Annotated in this window: 14 protein-coding genes; 10 read left to right on the top strand and 4 right to left on the bottom strand. The window is 61.7% G+C overall.

The features are described 5' to 3' along the window. The first annotated feature begins 18 nt into the window (after positions 1–18). From ACZ5M5_RS29095 to ACZ5M5_RS29065, 7 genes are all read left to right on the top strand, one after another. Complete coding sequence (locus ACZ5M5_RS29095; RefSeq protein ID WP_060740155.1) at positions 19–1,377, top strand: glutamine synthetase family protein; 1,359 nt, start codon at positions 19–21, stop codon at positions 1,375–1,377. A gap of 58 nt (positions 1,378–1,435) precedes the next feature. Continuing rightward, positions 1,436–2,800, top strand: a complete 1,365-nt coding sequence (locus ACZ5M5_RS29090) for an aspartate aminotransferase family protein (RefSeq protein WP_464738307.1) — start codon at positions 1,436–1,438, stop codon at positions 2,798–2,800. Between the two features lie 181 nt (positions 2,801–2,981). After that, entirely contained in the window at positions 2,982–4,079 is a 1,098-nt protein-coding gene (locus ACZ5M5_RS29085; RefSeq protein ID WP_060740157.1) for a polyamine ABC transporter substrate-binding protein, read from the top strand. 184 nt (positions 4,080–4,263) lie between these two features. After that, positions 4,264–5,361 (top strand): polyamine ABC transporter substrate-binding protein, encoded by a 1,098-nt coding sequence (locus ACZ5M5_RS29080; protein WP_060740158.1) that lies wholly within the window; start codon positions 4,264–4,266, stop codon positions 5,359–5,361. A gap of 59 nt (positions 5,362–5,420) precedes the next feature. Continuing rightward, positions 5,421–6,563: an ABC transporter ATP-binding protein gene (locus tag ACZ5M5_RS29075; protein WP_060740159.1), complete on the top strand. Its 1,143-nt coding sequence runs from the start codon at positions 5,421–5,423 to the stop codon at positions 6,561–6,563. Continuing rightward, the gene (locus ACZ5M5_RS29070) at positions 6,560–7,480 is read left to right on the top strand and encodes an ABC transporter permease subunit (protein ID WP_060740160.1); all 921 of its coding nucleotides are present in this window, start codon (positions 6,560–6,562) and stop codon (positions 7,478–7,480) included. The genes ACZ5M5_RS29075 and ACZ5M5_RS29070 overlap by 4 nt, the downstream gene beginning before the upstream one ends. Then, on the top strand, positions 7,477–8,364 hold the full coding sequence (locus ACZ5M5_RS29065; protein WP_060740161.1) for an ABC transporter permease subunit: 888 nt from the start codon (positions 7,477–7,479) through the stop codon (positions 8,362–8,364). The genes ACZ5M5_RS29070 and ACZ5M5_RS29065 overlap by 4 nt, the downstream gene beginning before the upstream one ends. Positions 8,365–9,369: 1,005 nt before the next feature. Here ACZ5M5_RS29065 and ACZ5M5_RS29060 read toward each other — a convergent pair. The 3 genes from ACZ5M5_RS29060 to ACZ5M5_RS29050 all read right to left on the bottom strand — a co-directional run bounded on the left by ACZ5M5_RS29060 (position 9,370) and on the right by ACZ5M5_RS29050 (position 12,910). Further along, the gene (locus ACZ5M5_RS29060) at positions 9,370–9,711 is read right to left on the bottom strand and encodes a carboxymuconolactone decarboxylase family protein (protein ID WP_014340738.1); all 342 of its coding nucleotides are present in this window, start codon (positions 9,709–9,711) and stop codon (positions 9,370–9,372) included. A gap of 104 nt (positions 9,712–9,815) precedes the next feature. Beyond that, positions 9,816–12,221, bottom strand: a complete 2,406-nt coding sequence (locus ACZ5M5_RS29055; protein WP_464738306.1) for a penicillin acylase family protein — start codon at positions 12,219–12,221, stop codon at positions 9,816–9,818. Positions 12,222–12,322: 101 nt separating this feature from the next. Then, positions 12,323–12,910, bottom strand: a complete 588-nt coding sequence (locus ACZ5M5_RS29050; protein WP_060740164.1) for a DUF6436 domain-containing protein — start codon at positions 12,908–12,910, stop codon at positions 12,323–12,325. Positions 12,911–13,018: 108 nt separating this feature from the next. Between ACZ5M5_RS29050 and bipL the strand changes: the two genes are divergently transcribed. Beyond that, complete coding sequence (gene bipL / locus ACZ5M5_RS29045; protein WP_464738305.1) at positions 13,019–13,966, top strand: phospholipase BipL; 948 nt, start codon at positions 13,019–13,021, stop codon at positions 13,964–13,966. A gap of 116 nt (positions 13,967–14,082) precedes the next feature. Here bipL and ACZ5M5_RS29040 read toward each other — a convergent pair whose 3' ends face one another. Beyond that, on the bottom strand, positions 14,083–14,826 hold the full coding sequence (locus ACZ5M5_RS29040; protein ID WP_464738304.1) for a DUF2059 domain-containing protein: 744 nt from the start codon (positions 14,824–14,826) through the stop codon (positions 14,083–14,085). 140 nt (positions 14,827–14,966) lie between these two features. Here ACZ5M5_RS29040 and ACZ5M5_RS29035 point away from each other — a divergent pair, with 140 nt between their 5' ends. Further along, positions 14,967–15,599 carry a 2OG-Fe(II) oxygenase gene (locus ACZ5M5_RS29035; RefSeq protein WP_464738303.1) on the top strand — a complete coding sequence of 211 codons (633 nt, stop codon included), beginning with the start codon at positions 14,967–14,969 and terminating at the stop codon, positions 15,597–15,599. Positions 15,600–15,601: 2 nt separating this feature from the next. Further along, on the top strand, positions 15,602–16,093 hold the full coding sequence (locus tag ACZ5M5_RS29030; RefSeq protein ID WP_103309860.1) for a 2-thiouracil desulfurase family protein: 492 nt from the start codon (positions 15,602–15,604) through the stop codon (positions 16,091–16,093). The last annotated feature ends 82 nt before the right edge of the window (positions 16,094–16,175 follow it).

The raw sequence follows: 16,175 nt of genomic DNA, 5'->3' as shown, positions 1-16,175 counted from the left end.
TCACGCCTAGAGGCATTTATGAGTAACAACCTCGACCAGCTCACCGATTGGTTGAAAGACCACAAGATCACAGAAGTCGAATGCATGATTGGCGACCTGACCGGTATCACCCGGGGCAAGATCTCGCCGACCAACAAGTTCATCGCCGAGAAAGGCATGCGCCTGCCCGAGAGCGTTCTGCTCCAGACCGTTACGGGCGACTATGTCGAAGACGACATCTATTACGAACTGCTCGACCCGGCTGACATCGACATGATCTGCCGCCCGGACGAGAACGCCGTGTTCCTTGTGCCCTGGGCCATCGAGCCCACCGCCCAGGTCATCCACGACGCCTACGACAAGCAGGGCAACCCCATTGAGCTGTCGCCGCGCAACGTGCTCAAGAAAGTGCTCAAGCTCTATGCCGACAAAGGTTGGCAGCCTATCGTGGCGCCGGAAATGGAGTTCTACCTGACCAAGCGCAGCGACGACCCGGACTTTCCGCTGCAACCGCCCATTGGCCGCTCCGGCCGCCCGGAAACCGGTCGCCAGTCTTTCTCGATCGAAGCGGCCAACGAATTCGATCCGCTGTTCGAAGACGTCTACGACTGGTGCGAACTGCAGGAGCTGGACCTCGATACCCTGATCCACGAGGACGGCACGGCGCAGATGGAAATCAATTTCCGTCACGGCGATGCCCTGTCCCTGGCCGACCAGATCCTGGTGTTCAAGCGCACCATGCGCGAGGCGGCACTCAAGCACGACGTGGCCGCCACCTTCATGGCCAAGCCCATGACCGGCGAGCCGGGCAGTGCGATGCACCTGCACCAGAGCATCATCGACAAGGAAACCGGCAAGAACGTCTTCTCCAATGAAGACGGGACCATGAGCGATCTGTTCCTGCACCACATCGGTGGCTTGCAGAAGTTCATCCCCGAGCTGTTGCCGCTGTTCGCTCCCAACGTCAACTCGTTCCGCCGCTTCCTGCCGGACACCTCGGCACCGGTGAACGTGGAGTGGGGCGAAGAGAACCGCACCGTGGGCCTGCGCGTGCCGGATGCCGGGCCGCAGAACCGTCGGGTGGAAAACCGTTTGCCGGGCGCCGACGCCAACCCGTACCTGGCGATTGCCGCCAGCCTGCTGTGTGGCTTCATCGGCATGGTCGAAGGCATCGACCCGAGCGCGCCGGTGGTGGGCCGTGGCTACGAGCGCCGCAACCTGCGTTTGCCGCTGACCATCGAAGACGCCCTGGAACGCATGGAAAACAGCACCACCATCGAGAAATACCTGGGCAAGAAATTCATCACAGGCTACGTCGCGGTCAAGCGGGCCGAGCATGAAAACTTCAAGCGCGTCATCAGTTCGTGGGAGCGGGAATTCCTGCTCTTTGCCGTCTGAAGCGCTGGGCGAGGCTGCTTCAGGCAGCTTCGCCCCCACCGATAACAGGAGAATTCGCATGACCCGCAATAACCCGCAAACCCGTGAATGGCAGGCCCTGAGCAACGATCATCACTTGGCGCCGTTCAGCGATTTCAAGCAGCTCAAAGAGAAAGGCCCGCGCATCATCACCCACGCCAAGGGCGTCTACCTCTGGGACAGTGAAGGCAACAAGATCCTCGACGGCATGGCCGGCCTCTGGTGTGTGGCCGTCGGTTATGGCCGTGAGGAACTGGCCGACGCCGCCAGCCAGCAGATGCGTGAACTGCCGTACTACAACCTGTTCTTCCAGACGGCCCACCCGCCGGTGCTGGAATTGTCCAAAGCCATCGCCGACATCGCCCCTGAAAGCATGAACCACGTGTTCTTCACCGGCTCCGGCTCCGAGGGCAACGACACCATGCTGCGCATGGTCCGCCACTATTGGGCGATCAAGGGCCAGCCGAACAAGAAAGTCATCATCAGCCGCAAGAACGGTTATCACGGTTCGACCGTCGCGGGCGCGAGCCTGGGCGGCATGACCTATATGCACGAGCAGGGCGACCTGCCGATCCCGGGCATTGTCCACATCGCCCAGCCTTACTGGTTCGGTGAAGGCGGCGACATGAGCCCCGAAGAGTTCGGCGTGTGGGCGGCCAACCAGTTGGAAGAAAAGATCCTGGAGATCGGCGTGGACAACGTCGGGGCCTTCATCGCCGAGCCGATCCAGGGCGCCGGTGGCGTGATCGTGCCGCCGGACAGCTACTGGCCGCGCATGAAGGAAATCCTCGCCAAGTACGACATTCTGTTCGTGGCCGACGAAGTGATCTGTGGCTTCGGCCGCACCGGTGAGTGGTTCGGTACCGACCATTACGGGTTGAAACCGCACATGATGACCATCGCCAAGGGCCTGACCTCCGGCTATATCCCCATGGGTGGGCTGATCGTGCGCGACGACGTGGTCGCGGTGCTCAACGAAGGCGGTGACTTCAACCACGGCTTTACCTACTCCGGTCACCCGGTGGCCGCGGCGGTGGCCCTGGAAAACATCCGCATCCTGCGCGACGAGAAGATCATCGAGCGTGTCCACAGCGAAACGGCACCCTATTTGCAGAAGCGTTTGCGGGAACTGAACGATCATCCGCTGGTGGGTGAAGTACGCGGGGTCGGTTTGCTGGGGGCGATCGAACTGGTCCAGGACAAGGCCACGCGCAAACGCTACGAAGGCAAGGGCGTGGGCATGATCTGCCGGCAGTTCTGCTTCGATAACGGGCTGATCATGCGCGCGGTGGGCGACACCATGATCATTGCGCCGCCGCTGGTGATCAGCAAGGCCGAGATCGATGAATTGGTGACCAAGGCGCGGCATTGCCTGGACCTGACGCTCAGTGCGTTGCAGGGCTAAGTGCTAGGCTCTGAGCGAGGTGCCTGCAAGGGCCTCGCCCAGCGTGAACAAAAGGCTGGGCTTGTGTTGAAAGCCTGCCCTGTAACTTGCCAGACTACCGACTGTTCAAGTTGCCCGCGAGCCGGCTACTGAACGTGGCTAAAAAGAATAACTGGAGCATCAATCCATGAAGGCATTAGGTATGAAGATAGCTGGCAAGACCCTCCTCGCCATGTCACTGATGGGCGTGATGGCGGGCGCCGTCCAGGCGGACGACAAAGTGCTGCATGTCTACAACTGGTCCGACTACATTGCGCCGGACACCGTTGCCAAGTTCGAGAAAGAAACGGGGATCAAAGTCGTCTACGACGTGTTCGACAGCAACGAAACCCTGGAAGCCAAGTTGCTGGCCGGCAAGTCCGGTTATGACATCGTGGTGCCGTCGAACAACTTCCTGGCCAAGCAGATCAAGGCCGGCGTCTACCAGGAGCTGGACAAGTCCAAGCTGCCGAACTGGAAGAACCTGGACACCGACCTGCTCAAGGCTGTTGGCGATGCCAGCGACCAGGGCAACAAACACGCCTTCCCTTACATGTGGGGCACCATCGGCATCGGTTACAACCCCGAGAAGGTCAAGGCCGCATTGGGCGTCGACAAGATCGATTCCTGGGACACCCTGCTCAAGCCCGAGAACATCGCCAAGCTCAAGAGCTGCGGCGTGAGCTTCCTCGATTCGCCAACCGAAATGATTCCGGTGGCCCTGCATTACCTTGGCTACCCGACCGACAGCCAGGACAAGAAGCAACTGGCCGAGGCTGAAGCACTGTTCCTCAAGTTGCGTCCATCGATCGGTTACTTCCACTCTTCCAAATACATTTCCGACCTGGCCAACGGCAACATCTGCGTCGCCGTGGGCTACTCGGGTGATATCGAGCAATCCAAGAGCCGTGCTGCCGAGGCTGGCGGCAAAGTGAAAGTGGCCTACACCATTCCCAAGGAAGGTGCCGGTTCGTTCTACGACATGGTCGCCATTCCCAAGGATGCCGAAAATGTCGAGGCCGCTTATAAATGGATGAACTTCATCATGCAGCCGGAAATCATGGCGCAGATCACCGACAACGTGCGTTTCCCTAACGGCAACAAGGCCGCCACCGCGTTGGTGGACAAGGAAATCTCCGGTGACCCGAGCATTTACCCATCGGACGAAGTGAAGGCCAAGCTGTACGCCATCAGCGATCTGCCGCCAGCGACCCAGCGGATCCTGACCCGCAGCTGGACCAAGATCAAATCCGGTAAATAAGCCGGTCTGAAGCATCCTCCTGTTGCCGCTGGCATTGCTGCGGCGGCAACAGGAGCAACTCAATAACTAAAAGTTTTGCTGGATCGGTTTATCGAGGGTAAGTTGCGCGCCGGTTTTGTTGCAGGGTCCATCGTGACCAAGTAACGGGGGCAACTTGGGCCCAACTATTTAAGAGGACCTCCACGTGCCAGTCTTTTCTTTGTTACGCAACGCCTTGCTGGTCGGCGCCGGCCTGACGCTCGCCGTCAGTGTCCAGGCCGCTTCCACCGTGCATATTTATAATTGGTCGGACTACATCGGCGAGACCACCCTGGCGGATTTCGAAAAAGCCACTGGCATCAAGCCGGTGTATGACGTGTTCGACTCCAACGAAACCCTGGAAGGCAAGTTGCTGGCCGGACGTACCGGCTACGACGTGGTCGTGCCGTCCAACCACTTCCTGGGCAAGCAGATCAAGGCCGGGGCGTTCCAGAAGCTCGACAAGGCGCAGTTGCCCAACTACGCCAACCTCGACCCTGTGCTGCTCAAGCGCCTGGAAAAGAACGACCCGGGCAACCAGTACGCCGTGCCTTACCTCTGGGGCACCAACGGCATCGGCTATAACGTCGAGAAGATCAAGGCGGTCCTGGGCGTCGAGAAGATTGATTCTTGGGCCATGCTGTTCGAACCGGAAAACATCAAGAAGCTGTCCAGCTGCGGTGTTTCGTTCCTCGACTCGGGCGACGAAATGATCCCGGCGATGCTCAATTACCTGGGCCTGAACCCCAACAGCGAAGACCCCGAAGACTACAAGAAGGCCGAGGCGCAGCTACTCAAGATCCGGCCTTACGTGACTTATTTCAATTCCTCCAAATACATCTCCGACCTGGCCAATGGCGAGATCTGCGTGGCGGCCGGTTTCTCCGGCGACATCTTCCAGGCCCGGGCTCGTGCCAGCGAGGCCGGCAAGGGCGTCAACATCGCCTATGTGATTCCCAAGGAAGGCGGCAATCTCTGGTTCGACATGCTGGCGATCCCGCGTGACGCCACCAACGTCAAGCAAGCGCATGCCTTCATCAACTATGTGCTCAAGCCTGAGGTCATCGCCCAGGTCAGTGACGTTGTCGGTTATGCCAACCCGAACCCGAAGGCTGGCGAGCTGATGGACCAGAAAGTACGCACCGATGAAGCGGTTTATCCACCGCAAGCGGTCGTCGACAAGCTCTACGTCAACTCCGAGTTGCCGCCCAAGATCCAACGACTCATGACCCGCAGCTGGACCAAGGTCAAGTCGGGTAAATAACCTCAACACTCTTGTTCGTCCGCGTGGGGCGAACTGCAAATTCTGTGGGAGTTTCGTAAATGGCAGTTGCCTCCGGCGCCTATAAGAAAGCCCTCGAGGGCGACCAGACACCCAAGCAGGTGCTGGTCAAAATCGACCGGGTCACGAAGAAGTTCGACGAGACGATTGCCGTGGACGACGTGTCCCTGGAAATCAAGAAAGGCGAGATCTTCGCCTTGCTCGGCGGTTCGGGATCGGGCAAATCCACCTTGCTGCGCATGCTGGCCGGTTTCGAGCGGCCCACCGAGGGGCGGATTTTCCTCGACGGTGTGGACATCACCGACATGCCGCCCTATGAGCGGCCGATCAACATGATGTTCCAGTCCTACGCCCTGTTCCCGCACATGACCGTGGCGCAGAACATCGCTTTCGGCCTGCAACAGGACAAGATCCCGAAGGCCGAGATCGATGCCCGCGTGGCGGAGATGCTCAAGCTGGTGCAGATGAGCCAATACGCCAAGCGCAAGCCGCACCAGCTCTCCGGCGGCCAGCGCCAGCGTGTGGCCCTGGCCCGTTCCCTGGCCAAGCGCCCGAAGCTGTTGCTGCTCGACGAGCCGATGGGCGCGCTGGATAAGAAACTGCGCTCGCAGATGCAACTGGAGCTGGTGGAGATCATCGAGCGGGTTGGCGTGACCTGCGTCATGGTGACCCACGACCAGGAAGAGGCCATGACCATGGCCGAACGTATCGCGATCATGCACCTGGGCTGGATCGCCCAGATCGGCAGCCCGATCGACATCTACGAGACCCCGACCAGCCGGCTGGTCTGCGAGTTCATCGGCAACGTCAACATCTTCGAGACCGAAGTGGTGGACGACGCCGAAGGCCACGCGGTGCTGACCTGCAAGGACCTGGACCGCAACATCTACGTCGGCCACGGCATCAGTACCTCGGTGCAGGACAAGTCGGTGACCTACGCGATTCGCCCGGAAAAGCTGCTGGTCACTTCCGAGCCGCCGACCTGCGAGCACAACTGGTCCAGCGGCAAGGTCCATGACATCGCCTACCTGGGCGGCCACTCGGTGTTCTACGTCGAGCTGCCGAGCGGCAAGCTGGTGCAGTCCTTCGTCGCCAACGCCGAACGCCGTGGCCAGCGCCCGACCTGGGGCGACCAGGTGTTCGTCTGGTGGGAAGACGACAGCGGCGTGGTGCTTCGCTCATGAACATGCGCAAACTCAAACGCCGACTCGATCGAATAACGCCCGGTGGCCGCCAACTGGTCATCGGGGTGCCCTTCATCTGGCTGTTCCTGTTCTTCATGCTGCCGTTCTTCATCGTCCTGAAGATCAGCTTTGCCGAAGCCGACGTGGCCATCCCGCCGTACACCGAGATCTACAGCTACGTCGACCAGAAGCTGCAGGTGCTGCTCAACCTCGCCAACTACGCGATGCTGAGCGAGGACGAGTTGTACATCGCCGCCTACCTCGGTTCGCTGAAAATGGCCCTGATCAGCACGCTCTTGTGCCTGCTGATCGGCTACCCGATGGCCTATGGCATCGCCAATGCCCGCAAAGAGATGCAGACGGTGCTGGTGCTGCTGATCATGATGCCGACCTGGACCGCGATCCTGATCCGCGTCTACGCGTGGATGGGCATCCTCAGCAACAACGGCTTGCTCAACGGCTTTTTGCTGAGCATGGGTTGGATCAGCGAACCGCTGCAGATCCTCAACACCAACCTGGCGGTGTATATCGGGGTCGTCTACTCCTATCTGCCGTTCATGATCCTGCCGTTGTACGCCAACCTGGTGAAACATGACGCCAGCCTGTTGGAAGCCGCGTCGGACCTGGGGTCGAGCACCTTCAACAGCTTCTGGAAAATCACCGTGCCGCTATCCAAGAACGGCATCGTCGCTGGCTGCATGCTGGTGTTCATCCCCGTGGTGGGCGAGTTCGTCATCCCGGAACTGCTGGGCGGCCCGGAAACCCTGATGATCGGCAAAGTGCTGTGGCAGGAATTCTTCAATAACCGAGACTGGCCGGTGGCATCCGCCCTGGCGGTGGTGATGCTGGCAATCCTGATCGTGCCCATCATCCTGTTCAACCGCAGTCAGGCCAAAGAAATGGAGGGCAAGGAATGAAGCGCTTCAGTTTTTCAAGCCTGATGCTGGTGCTGGGTTTGCTGTTCATCTACGCACCGATGCTGATCCTGGTGATCTATTCGTTCAACGCCTCGAAACTGGTGACGGTGTGGGGTGGCTGGTCGATCAAGTGGTACGTCGGCCTGCTGGACAACAGTCAGTTGATGGGCTCGGTGGTGCGCTCGCTGGAAATCGCCTGCTACACGGCGATTGCCGCGGTGGCCCTGGGGACGCTGGCGGCCTTCGTGTTGACCCGCATCACCCACTTCAAGGGCCGCACGCTGTTCGGCGGCCTGGTCACCGCGCCGCTGGTGATGCCGGAAGTCATCACCGGTCTGTCGCTGTTGCTGCTGTTCGTCGCCATGGCGCAGATGATTGGCTGGCCCCAGGAGCGTGGCATCGTCACGATCTGGATCGCCCACACCACGTTCTGCGCGGCCTATGTGGCGGTGGTGGTCTCGGCACGTTTGCGTGAGCTGGACCTGTCCATCGAAGAGGCGGCCATGGACCTGGGTGCCCGGCCGTGGAAGGTGTTCTTTTTGATCACCATCCCGATGATCGCGCCGTCACTGGCGGCGGGGGGCATGATGTCGTTCGCGTTGTCCCTGGATGACCTGGTGCTGGCGAGCTTCGTCTCCGGCCCCGGCTCGACCACCTTGCCAATGGAAGTCTTCTCGGCCGTGCGCCTGGGGGTAAAACCGGAAATCAACGCCGTGGCGAGCCTGATCCTGCTGGCGGTGTCGCTGGTGACCTTCCTGGTCTGGTACTTCAGCCGCCGCGCCGAAGAGAACCGCAAGCGCGCGATCCAGCAAGCCATCGAAGAAAGCGCTGCCGACTCCTGGAAACAACCGGAAGTCCGCCGGGCCGAGACCGCACCGGTCTAACCCGACGCAGCTCTACCTGTGGGAGCGAGCTTGCTCGCGATAGCGGTGAGACAGTCGACGAAGATGTTGAATGTCAGTCCGCCTTCGCGAGCAAGCTCGCTCCCACAGTTTTTTTGGGCGCCTACAAATCCGCAGTCGAACGCAGACCCCATTGTGGGAGCGAGCTTGCTCGCGATAGCGGTGTGACAGTCGACGAAGATGTTGAATGTCAGTCCGCCTTCGCGAGCAAGCTCGCTCCCACAGTTTTTTGGGGCGCCTACAAATCCGCAGTCGAACGCAGACCCCATTGTGGGAGCGAGCTTGCTCGCGATAGCGGTGTGACAGTCGACGAAGATGTTGAATGTCAGTCCGCCTTCGCGAGCAAGCTCGCTCCCACAGTTTTTTGGGGCGTCTACAAATCCGCAGTCGAACGCAGACCCCATTGTGGGAGCGAGCCTGCTCGCGATAGCGGTGTGACAGTCGACGAAGATGTTGAATGTCAGTCCGCCTTCGCGAGCAAGCTCGCTCCCACAGTTTTTTTGGGCGCCTACAAATCCGCAGTCGAACGCAGACCCCATTGTGGGAGCGAGCCTGCTCGCGATAGCGGTGTGACAGTCGACGAAGATGTTGAATGTCAGTCCGCCTTCGCGAGCAAGCTCGCTCCCACAGTTTTTTGGGGCGTCTACAAATCCGCAGTCGAACGCAGATCCCATTGTGGGAGCGAGCCTGCTCGCGATAGCGGTGTGACAGTGGACGAAGATGTTGAATGTCAGTCCGCCTTCGCGAGCAAGCTCGCTCCCACAGTTTTTTGGGCGCCTACAAATCCGCAGCCGAACGCAGATTCCATTGTGGGAGCGAGCTTGCTCGCGAAAGCGATGTGACAGTCGACGAAGATGTTGAATGTCAGTCCGCCTTCGCGAGCAAGCTCGCTCCCACAGTTTTTTGGGGCGTCTACAAATCCGCAGTCGAACGCAGACCCCATTGTGGGAGCGAGCTTGCTCGCGATAGCGGTTCAGTTATCGCCGCTCACTTCTTCAATGCGTCATGGGCCTCCAGGGCTCGCAGGGAATAGATGTACGCCGCGCCGGCATTCAATGACACGGCAGTGGCCAGGGTGGCGGCGATTTCTTCGCGGGTGGCGCCGGCCTTGATGGCGGCGTCGGTGTGTACGCCAATGCAGCCGTCGCAGCGGGTGGTGATGGCCACGGCGATGGAGATCAGCTCGCGGGTCTTGGCATCGAGCACGTTGTTTTCAGCCGCGGCTTCGTCCAGGGCCATGTAGGCCTTGACCATCTTCGGATTGCTTTTGCCCAGGGCGCCAAAGGCGCTCTTGATGGTGGGCAGCAGTTCGGACCAGTTATTGAACATAGCGTTGACTCCTGTGAAAGAGGCGGGGAGGTGAGCCCCTGTAGTCTTGACCATCCGTGACGATCAAGCCCGGTTCAGCAGTGAAAAAGATCGGCACGCACGGTTCAGGGCGCCCGGGCCGGCAGCAGCTTCAGGGTTGTGCGGGTATTGGCGACCACTTCTTCCTCGGCCAGGTGCGCCTGGTAATAGACCCCTTCGATGTACGCCTCGGCCTGATCCTCGTAATGCTTGTCGAACGGCACGCCGCTCTGGCCGACGGGGTTGATGGTGACGCTATGGCTGGGGTCGGCGAAGTCGATGATGCGCCGGGTCGAAGGCCCGTAGGTCACCGGCCACGGCGCCGGGCCGATTCTGGCGGAGAGGTTGTTGGGCACTTCATGGGTACCTGGGGCCGCAAATGGCCCAACGTTGAAGACACGGTCCAGCGGCTTTTGCTGACCCAGCGGATGACCATGGGTCAGGGTGTGAGCCTTGCCCCATTGCCATTGCGTGGCATCGTCGCCCAGGGTGGCCCGCAGGTGCGCCAGGCTTTTCTTCCAGGCGACGCTCACCGTGTCTGCACGGGTTTCCGTGCCCAGCGTCGTGCGGTCATCCCACCACGGTGAATCCTTCGATGCCGCCAGGCGTGGCAGGGCCGCGTCGATCACCCGGGTCGACAGCGCGGTTTCGAAGAATCCGTCACCCAGTTCATCGTGCAGGGCGGCGCCGGCCAGGTTGAACAGGATCTGGTTGAACAGCGTGGCGCTGATGGAGTCCAGCGGGTAATCGCCCGGCCATTGGGCCAGTTGTTCCACCCATTTGCGTTCCTGCGGGTCGCTGACCACTTCACGTAGCACCGGCAACAACGGCGCGAGCACGCGAGGGCCGTAGGCGGTGGTGGTGCCCAGTTGCAGCTTCTGGGTGGTTTGGATGTCCCATATCGCCTGCTTGTCGCTGAGCTGCTGGTTGAGTTGCTGGCCGCGGTCGGCGGGGTTGTAGTAACCGGGGATCTCGATGCCGCTGGCCGGCACGGGTTGGAAGTTGGCCGAGACGATGTAGCCCCGCGCCGGGTTCTCTTCCTGCGGGTTGCTGCTGAACGGGTAGAAGCCTTCCTTTTCCGACTCCGGGCTGCTGCCATCGAGGATGAACGCGGGTTTCACGCCGGCGGGGCGCTTGGGCAGTTGCGCGGCAGCCCACCAGCCGATATCGCCCTTGGCGTTGGCCCACACCACGTTCAGCCCCGGCGCGTGGATCTGGGCCGAGGCGCCACGGGCCTTGGCCAGGGTATCGGCGCGGTTGAGCTGGTAAAAGGCGTCGAGGATCGGGTTGCGACTTTCCAGGAACCCCCACCACATGGCGACCGGGGTCTTGCCGGCGTTCGCACCGAGGACATCGTTGACGATCGGGCCGTGGGGCGACTGGCGCAGCACCAGCGTCACCGGTGCCTGGCCCTTGACCGCGATCTGCTGTTCGCTGCGGGTCATCTCCACCCATTGGCCGCGATACCAGACCTGCTCGGGATTGTCCGGGTTGACCTTCTCGGCGATCAGGTCCAGGTCGTCGTTCTGGAACATGGTGATGCTCCAGCCGAAATCCTTGTTCATGCCCAGCGTCGCAAAGGGCATCAAGGCCTGATAGTGCCCGTAGAGTTCGAAACCCGGCGCGGACAGGTGCGCCTCGTACCACACCGACGGCGTGGAAAAACGGATATGCGGGTCGCCCGCCAGCAACGGCTTGCCGCTGTGGGTACGGCTGCCGGCGACCGCCCAGGCGTTACTGCCCTCGAACTGCGGCAGGCCGTTTTCCGCCAGGGCCTGTTCGCTCAGGCGGGCCAGGGCATTGAGGTCTTTCCAGTCGGCGGCGGCGAGGGCCAGGCCGCGCTTGGGACCGTCGGCCAGCACACCCTGGGGCTGCCAGTCGAGGTCGAAGATGTTCAGGTAATCGGCGCCCAGTTGATCGCGCACGTAGGTCAGCAGCGGTTCGGTACGGAACGCCGCCGCGAAGCTGTAGGCCATGTAGCCGGTGATGCTCACGGTGTCTTCAGCCGTAAAGGGGCGCTTGGGAATGCCCAGCACATCGAACTCCACGGGCCGGGTGTGGCTGTCCTGGTAGGCGTTGATCCCATCCAGGTAGGCCTGCATGGCGACCCAGGCCGGGGATTGCGGGTCTTGTTCGGTCACATAGGCCGCGGCGCGTTCGCGAATGCGCAGGCTGCGCATCAGTTTGTCGGTGTCCAGCAGCTTCGGCCCCAGCACCTCGGCCAGTTCGCCCCGGGCGAGACGACGCATGATCTCCATCTGGAACAGCCGGTCCTGGGCATGGACATAGCCGAGGGCGCGGTACAAGTCGGTTTCGTTCTCGGCGCGGATATGCGGCACACCACGTTCGTCGTAGCGCACCGTCACCGAGCCCTGGAGCCCTTGCACCTGCATCGTGCCCTGGCGGGTGGGCTGCTTGCTGTAGAGGTAGCCGCCCGCAACGATGATCGCGGTGACGATCAATGACAGGAAGGCGATGAGGGTGCGTTTCATGGTGATTCCTTATTCTGATGACAGCGGTTCCATGGTCTCGCTGTTGATTCCCTGTTTAGCATGCCACTGCTTTCCTGCGCATCGCCCCTCGGAGGGATTACTTATTCTTTGGCAGATGTGTCCTTGTCCCACGGACAATAACAACCCACCGCCATCGTATGGGTCGCATTGACCGTCCGACCAGCGCTCAACGCCTCGAGAATCGGCTCGATGAAGCTGTTGCTCGAATTGCAGGTCAGGCCTTCACTGTAAGGGCCGAAGTACGCCAGCTGGCCGCTGCGATCCCAGATCGCCACCGCTGGGCTGGCAGGAATCTGGCTTGAACCCGGAAGCGCCGGCAGGGTTTTCAGGCTGTTCAAGGTGGCCGGCAGTTGACCTTGGCTGCCGGCTTTTTGCACGGCATAAAACTCAACGCCTTGCGGTACATACTTATCGATCAGTTCGGCAAGGTGCTGCTGGTTGCCAACGTTGCACGGGCACGCCGGGTCCCAGAAATGCACCAGGCGGATCGCGCCAGGGCCGGCCAGGTCGGCGGGCAGGCGCAGAGGGTCGCCGGAAAACACCGCGGTGTGTTGACTGAAGGCCCGCAGGAAACGGCCCTGGAACCAGTCGTAGGCCACCCACAAGACGACGGCGCACCCGAGGGCAAGCAGGCTGGCAAGCAAGGTCGTGCGGTGGGTCGGGCGCATGGAGTCGATCCTCTGAAGCCGCGTAGCTTGCCATGCTTGCCGCGACAGATGAATATCGCAGGCCTGTAAAGTCTGTTTCGCGCAATGCGCCCATGCCTGGAAACCTTGATGCCTGCCACTTTCGACCCCGATCTCCTGCGTGCCAGCCTGCAACCGCTGGCCCAGTGGCAAGCCCTGTCCGAGCAAGCCCAGGCTTACCAGCGGTTCTACGGGCTGGATTTTCCCCAGCGCAGTGTGCGCAAAGGGTTGGGACGTTTCGAGGTGGGCGGGTATGAGGTCGTCAGCCAAGTCTGGTGGCCGGAAAAGGCCGTGGCGACGTTGTTTGTGTTCCACGGTTACTACGACCACATGGGGTTGTACCGGCACTTGATCGAGTGGGCCCTGGAGCAGAAGTTCGCGGTGATCGCCTGCGACCTGCCGGGCCATGGCCTGTCCAGCGGCGAACGCGCCAGCATCGAGGATTTCGCCGAGTACCAGGCCACCTTGCAAGGGTTGTTGGCCGAGGCCGCGACGCTGGACCTGCCGCACCCCTGGCACCTGTGCGGGCAGAGCACCGGCGGGGCGATCGTGGTCGATCACGTGCTCAACCACGGCGCACAGAGTCCAGCCCAGGGCCAGGTCATCCTGCTGTCACCCCTGGTACGGCCGCGGGCCTGGGGGTGGTCGCGCCTGAGTTATTACTTGCTCAAGCCGTTCGTGACGGGTATCGCCCGGCGTTTCAGCGAGAACTCCACCGACCCGCAGTTCCTGCCATTCCTGCAAGCCGACCCGCTGCAACCGCTGCGCCTGCCTACTGCCTGGGTGGGGGCATTGGCGCAATGGATCAAGCGTATCGAAGCCGCCCCCAGCAGCCCGCGCCAGCCGTTGATCGTGCAGGGGCAGGCGGACATGACGGTGGATTGGGTGCACAACCTGCAAGTGCTGCGTGGCAAGTTCGACCGGCCGCAGGTGTTGATGTTGCCGCAGGGGCGGCATCACCTGGCCAATGAGGCCTTGGCGTTGCGGCAGGAGATGTTTGGGTTTCTGACCAAGCGGATGAGTCGGGTTCGGCGGTGACCGGGCGATTGCTATCGCGAGCAAGCTCGCTCCCACATTGGACCTTTGGTGCTCGCGAAACCTGAGTTCACTCAAGCCCCTGTGGGAGCGAGCTTGCTCGCGATAGCGGTGCTGAACTATTGCCCGAGCGTCTGCCCCACCGCCAACCCCGCCCGGATCGCCGCCAAAGCCGCCTGGTAATAAGCCTGGCCCTCGGCCGATTCGGCGAAGGTGGCGAACTCTTCCAGCTCGGTGTCCGTCAGGTCGCGGTAGACGTAGAGCAGGGTGTTGTTCAGGTCCGCGCCGATCTGCTCCATCAGTCGCTGGCGCTGGCCGTTGAGCATGCCTTGGGCCTGGCCAGCACCCAGCAGGCCGGGGATCATCGAACTCAGGCTGTCGGCCGCCACGCCGGCGATCGCCAGGCTGACTTCGGCGCCGGCTTCGCGGGCGGGCAGGGCCTGGGCCAGGTGGCCGATGATCAACAGGCGGTTGTCGCTGGCTTGCATCTTCGGCAGGCCCTTGGCGTTTTTCGCCAATTGATCGCGCCGGGTCGCCAGCAACTCGGCCGCCACGACCTTGCGGCCCAGGGGCGACTGGAAAAAGGCCAGGGCCGGGTTCGGGTCTCGAAGCTTGCTGCGTATTTGTGCCTCGGCCCGCTGGTCCATGGCCTGGGGGGCGAAACGTTGATTGCTGTTGTTGACCAGGGCCTGGAACACCGCCGGCGGCAGGCTGCTCTGATAGCGCTGCTGGGCGGCGCTCAAGGCATCATTGAAATGCGCCCGCTGTTCCGGCCAGCCGGCGACCTTGTACAACTGGTCGTAGCTGTCTGCCCAGGCGGGCAAAACGCAGAACATCAACAGTGAGAAAAGCAAACGGCGCATAGGGACTCCTGTCAGCAGCCGACTATTCTCCGTGGGGTGTGGGGTCTTGTCGAGAATTCGTATCAAGTTCGTACGGTGTTGCTATCCGACGCAGCGAACCCGCTGCGTGGCGCTGTCGGTTTTGCAGGCACAGGCATACTATGCGCGCCATGCAAATACCTTCTGATCACCCGCTGCTGTTACGTATCGTCGACGACCTGGCCGAGCGCGGCTGGTCGCAGCAGAACCTCTTCCTGCCGGACGCGCTGACCCGTGCCCTGGCGGCCGAATGCCGTCAGCGTGCCGCCGAGGGCGAGCTGGCTCCGGCAGCGGTCGGGCGCGGGCCGTTCTCGGAGATTCGCGAAGGCATTCGGGGTGATCGCATCCAGTGGATCGAACCCGGCCAGGCACCAGCCTGCGACCGTTACCTGGGGTTCATGGACAGCCTGCGCGAGGCGATGAATCGCGGGCTGTTCCTGGGGCTGGAGGATTTCGAAAGCCATTTCGCCCTGTACCCGCCCGGTGCGTTTTACCTCAAGCATGTCGACCGCTTTCGCGATGACGACCGACGCGCGGTGTCTGCGGTGCTCTACCTCAATGACGATTGGCTGCCGGAGCACGGCGGCCAGTTGCGCATGTATCTGGAGGATGGCGTGGAGCGTGATGTGGTGCCCATCGGCGGTTGCCTGGTGGTGTTCCTGTCGGGGGATATCCCCCACGAAGTACTGCCGGCCACCCGGGATCGCCTGTCCTTGACGGGGTGGTTCCGACGCCGCGGCAACGAGTTGTTCTGACGATGGAAAAGATCCTGGTCAGTCGCTGCCTGCTCGGCCATCGCGTGCGCTACGACGGCGGTGCCAGCGGGCCGTTCGATCAGCTTCAGCACTGGCTCGACGAAGGCCGGATCGTGGCGCTGTGCCCGGAAGTCGCCGGCGGCCTGCCCACGCCCCGGGCGGCGGCGGAGATTCCCGGCGGGCAGGGTGGACAAGTGCTCGACGGCCACGCAGCCGTGATCACTACCGACGGTGAAGATGTCAGTGCGCAGTTTTTGTCGGGCGCGTATCAAGCGCTGGAACAGGTGCGTGAACACGGCATCCGTATCGCCGTGCTCAAGGCCAACAGCCCGTCGTGCGGCAATCTGCTGACCTATGATGGGACGTTCAGCGGTGTGAAGGTCAGTGGCGAAGGCGTGACGGCGGCGTTGCTCAAGCGCCATGGGGTGCAAGTGTTCAGTGAGCTGGAGTTGGCTGAAGCGGCGGCGGCCCTCAAGGCCTTGAACAACGATTGATGGATTGCTTTTGTGGCGAGGGAGCTTGCTCCCGCTGGGCCACGAAGTGGCCCCGAAATGCTGAAGCGCGGTAGGCCTGACA

It is taken from the genome of Pseudomonas sp. Van50 (assembly GCF_055390755.1).
The sequence above is the reverse complement of the archived record's forward strand: the minus strand, read 5'-3'. Positions and strand labels throughout refer to the sequence as shown.

What these genes read in the sequence shown, in the direction of transcription:
- ACZ5M5_RS29090 (WP_464738307.1), top strand. Translation starts at nt 1,436, where the DNA reads ATGACCCGCAATAACCCGCAAACCCGTGAATGGCAGGCCCTGAGCAAC.
- ACZ5M5_RS29085 (WP_060740157.1), top strand. Translation starts at nt 2,982, where the DNA reads ATGAAGATAGCTGGCAAGACCCTCCTCGCCATGTCACTGATGGGCGTG.
- ACZ5M5_RS29040 (WP_464738304.1), bottom strand. Translation starts at nt 14,826, where the DNA reads ATGCGCCGTTTGCTTTTCTCACTGTTGATGTTCTGCGTTTTGCCCGCC.
- ACZ5M5_RS29055 (WP_464738306.1), bottom strand. Translation starts at nt 12,221, where the DNA reads ATGAAACGCACCCTCATCGCCTTCCTGTCATTGATCGTCACCGCGATC.
- ACZ5M5_RS29065 (WP_060740161.1), top strand. Translation starts at nt 7,477, where the DNA reads ATGAAGCGCTTCAGTTTTTCAAGCCTGATGCTGGTGCTGGGTTTGCTG.
- ACZ5M5_RS29030 (WP_103309860.1), top strand. Translation starts at nt 15,602, where the DNA reads ATGGAAAAGATCCTGGTCAGTCGCTGCCTGCTCGGCCATCGCGTGCGC.
- ACZ5M5_RS29075 (WP_060740159.1), top strand. Translation starts at nt 5,421, where the DNA reads ATGGCAGTTGCCTCCGGCGCCTATAAGAAAGCCCTCGAGGGCGACCAG.
- ACZ5M5_RS29050 (WP_060740164.1), bottom strand. Translation starts at nt 12,910, where the DNA reads ATGCGCCCGACCCACCGCACGACCTTGCTTGCCAGCCTGCTTGCCCTC.
- ACZ5M5_RS29060 (WP_014340738.1), bottom strand. Translation starts at nt 9,711, where the DNA reads ATGTTCAATAACTGGTCCGAACTGCTGCCCACCATCAAGAGCGCCTTT.
- ACZ5M5_RS29070 (WP_060740160.1), top strand. Translation starts at nt 6,560, where the DNA reads ATGAACATGCGCAAACTCAAACGCCGACTCGATCGAATAACGCCCGGT.
- ACZ5M5_RS29095 (WP_060740155.1), top strand. Translation starts at nt 19, where the DNA reads ATGAGTAACAACCTCGACCAGCTCACCGATTGGTTGAAAGACCACAAG.
- ACZ5M5_RS29035 (WP_464738303.1), top strand. Translation starts at nt 14,967, where the DNA reads ATGCGCGCCATGCAAATACCTTCTGATCACCCGCTGCTGTTACGTATC.
- bipL (WP_464738305.1), top strand. Translation starts at nt 13,019, where the DNA reads ATGCCTGCCACTTTCGACCCCGATCTCCTGCGTGCCAGCCTGCAACCG.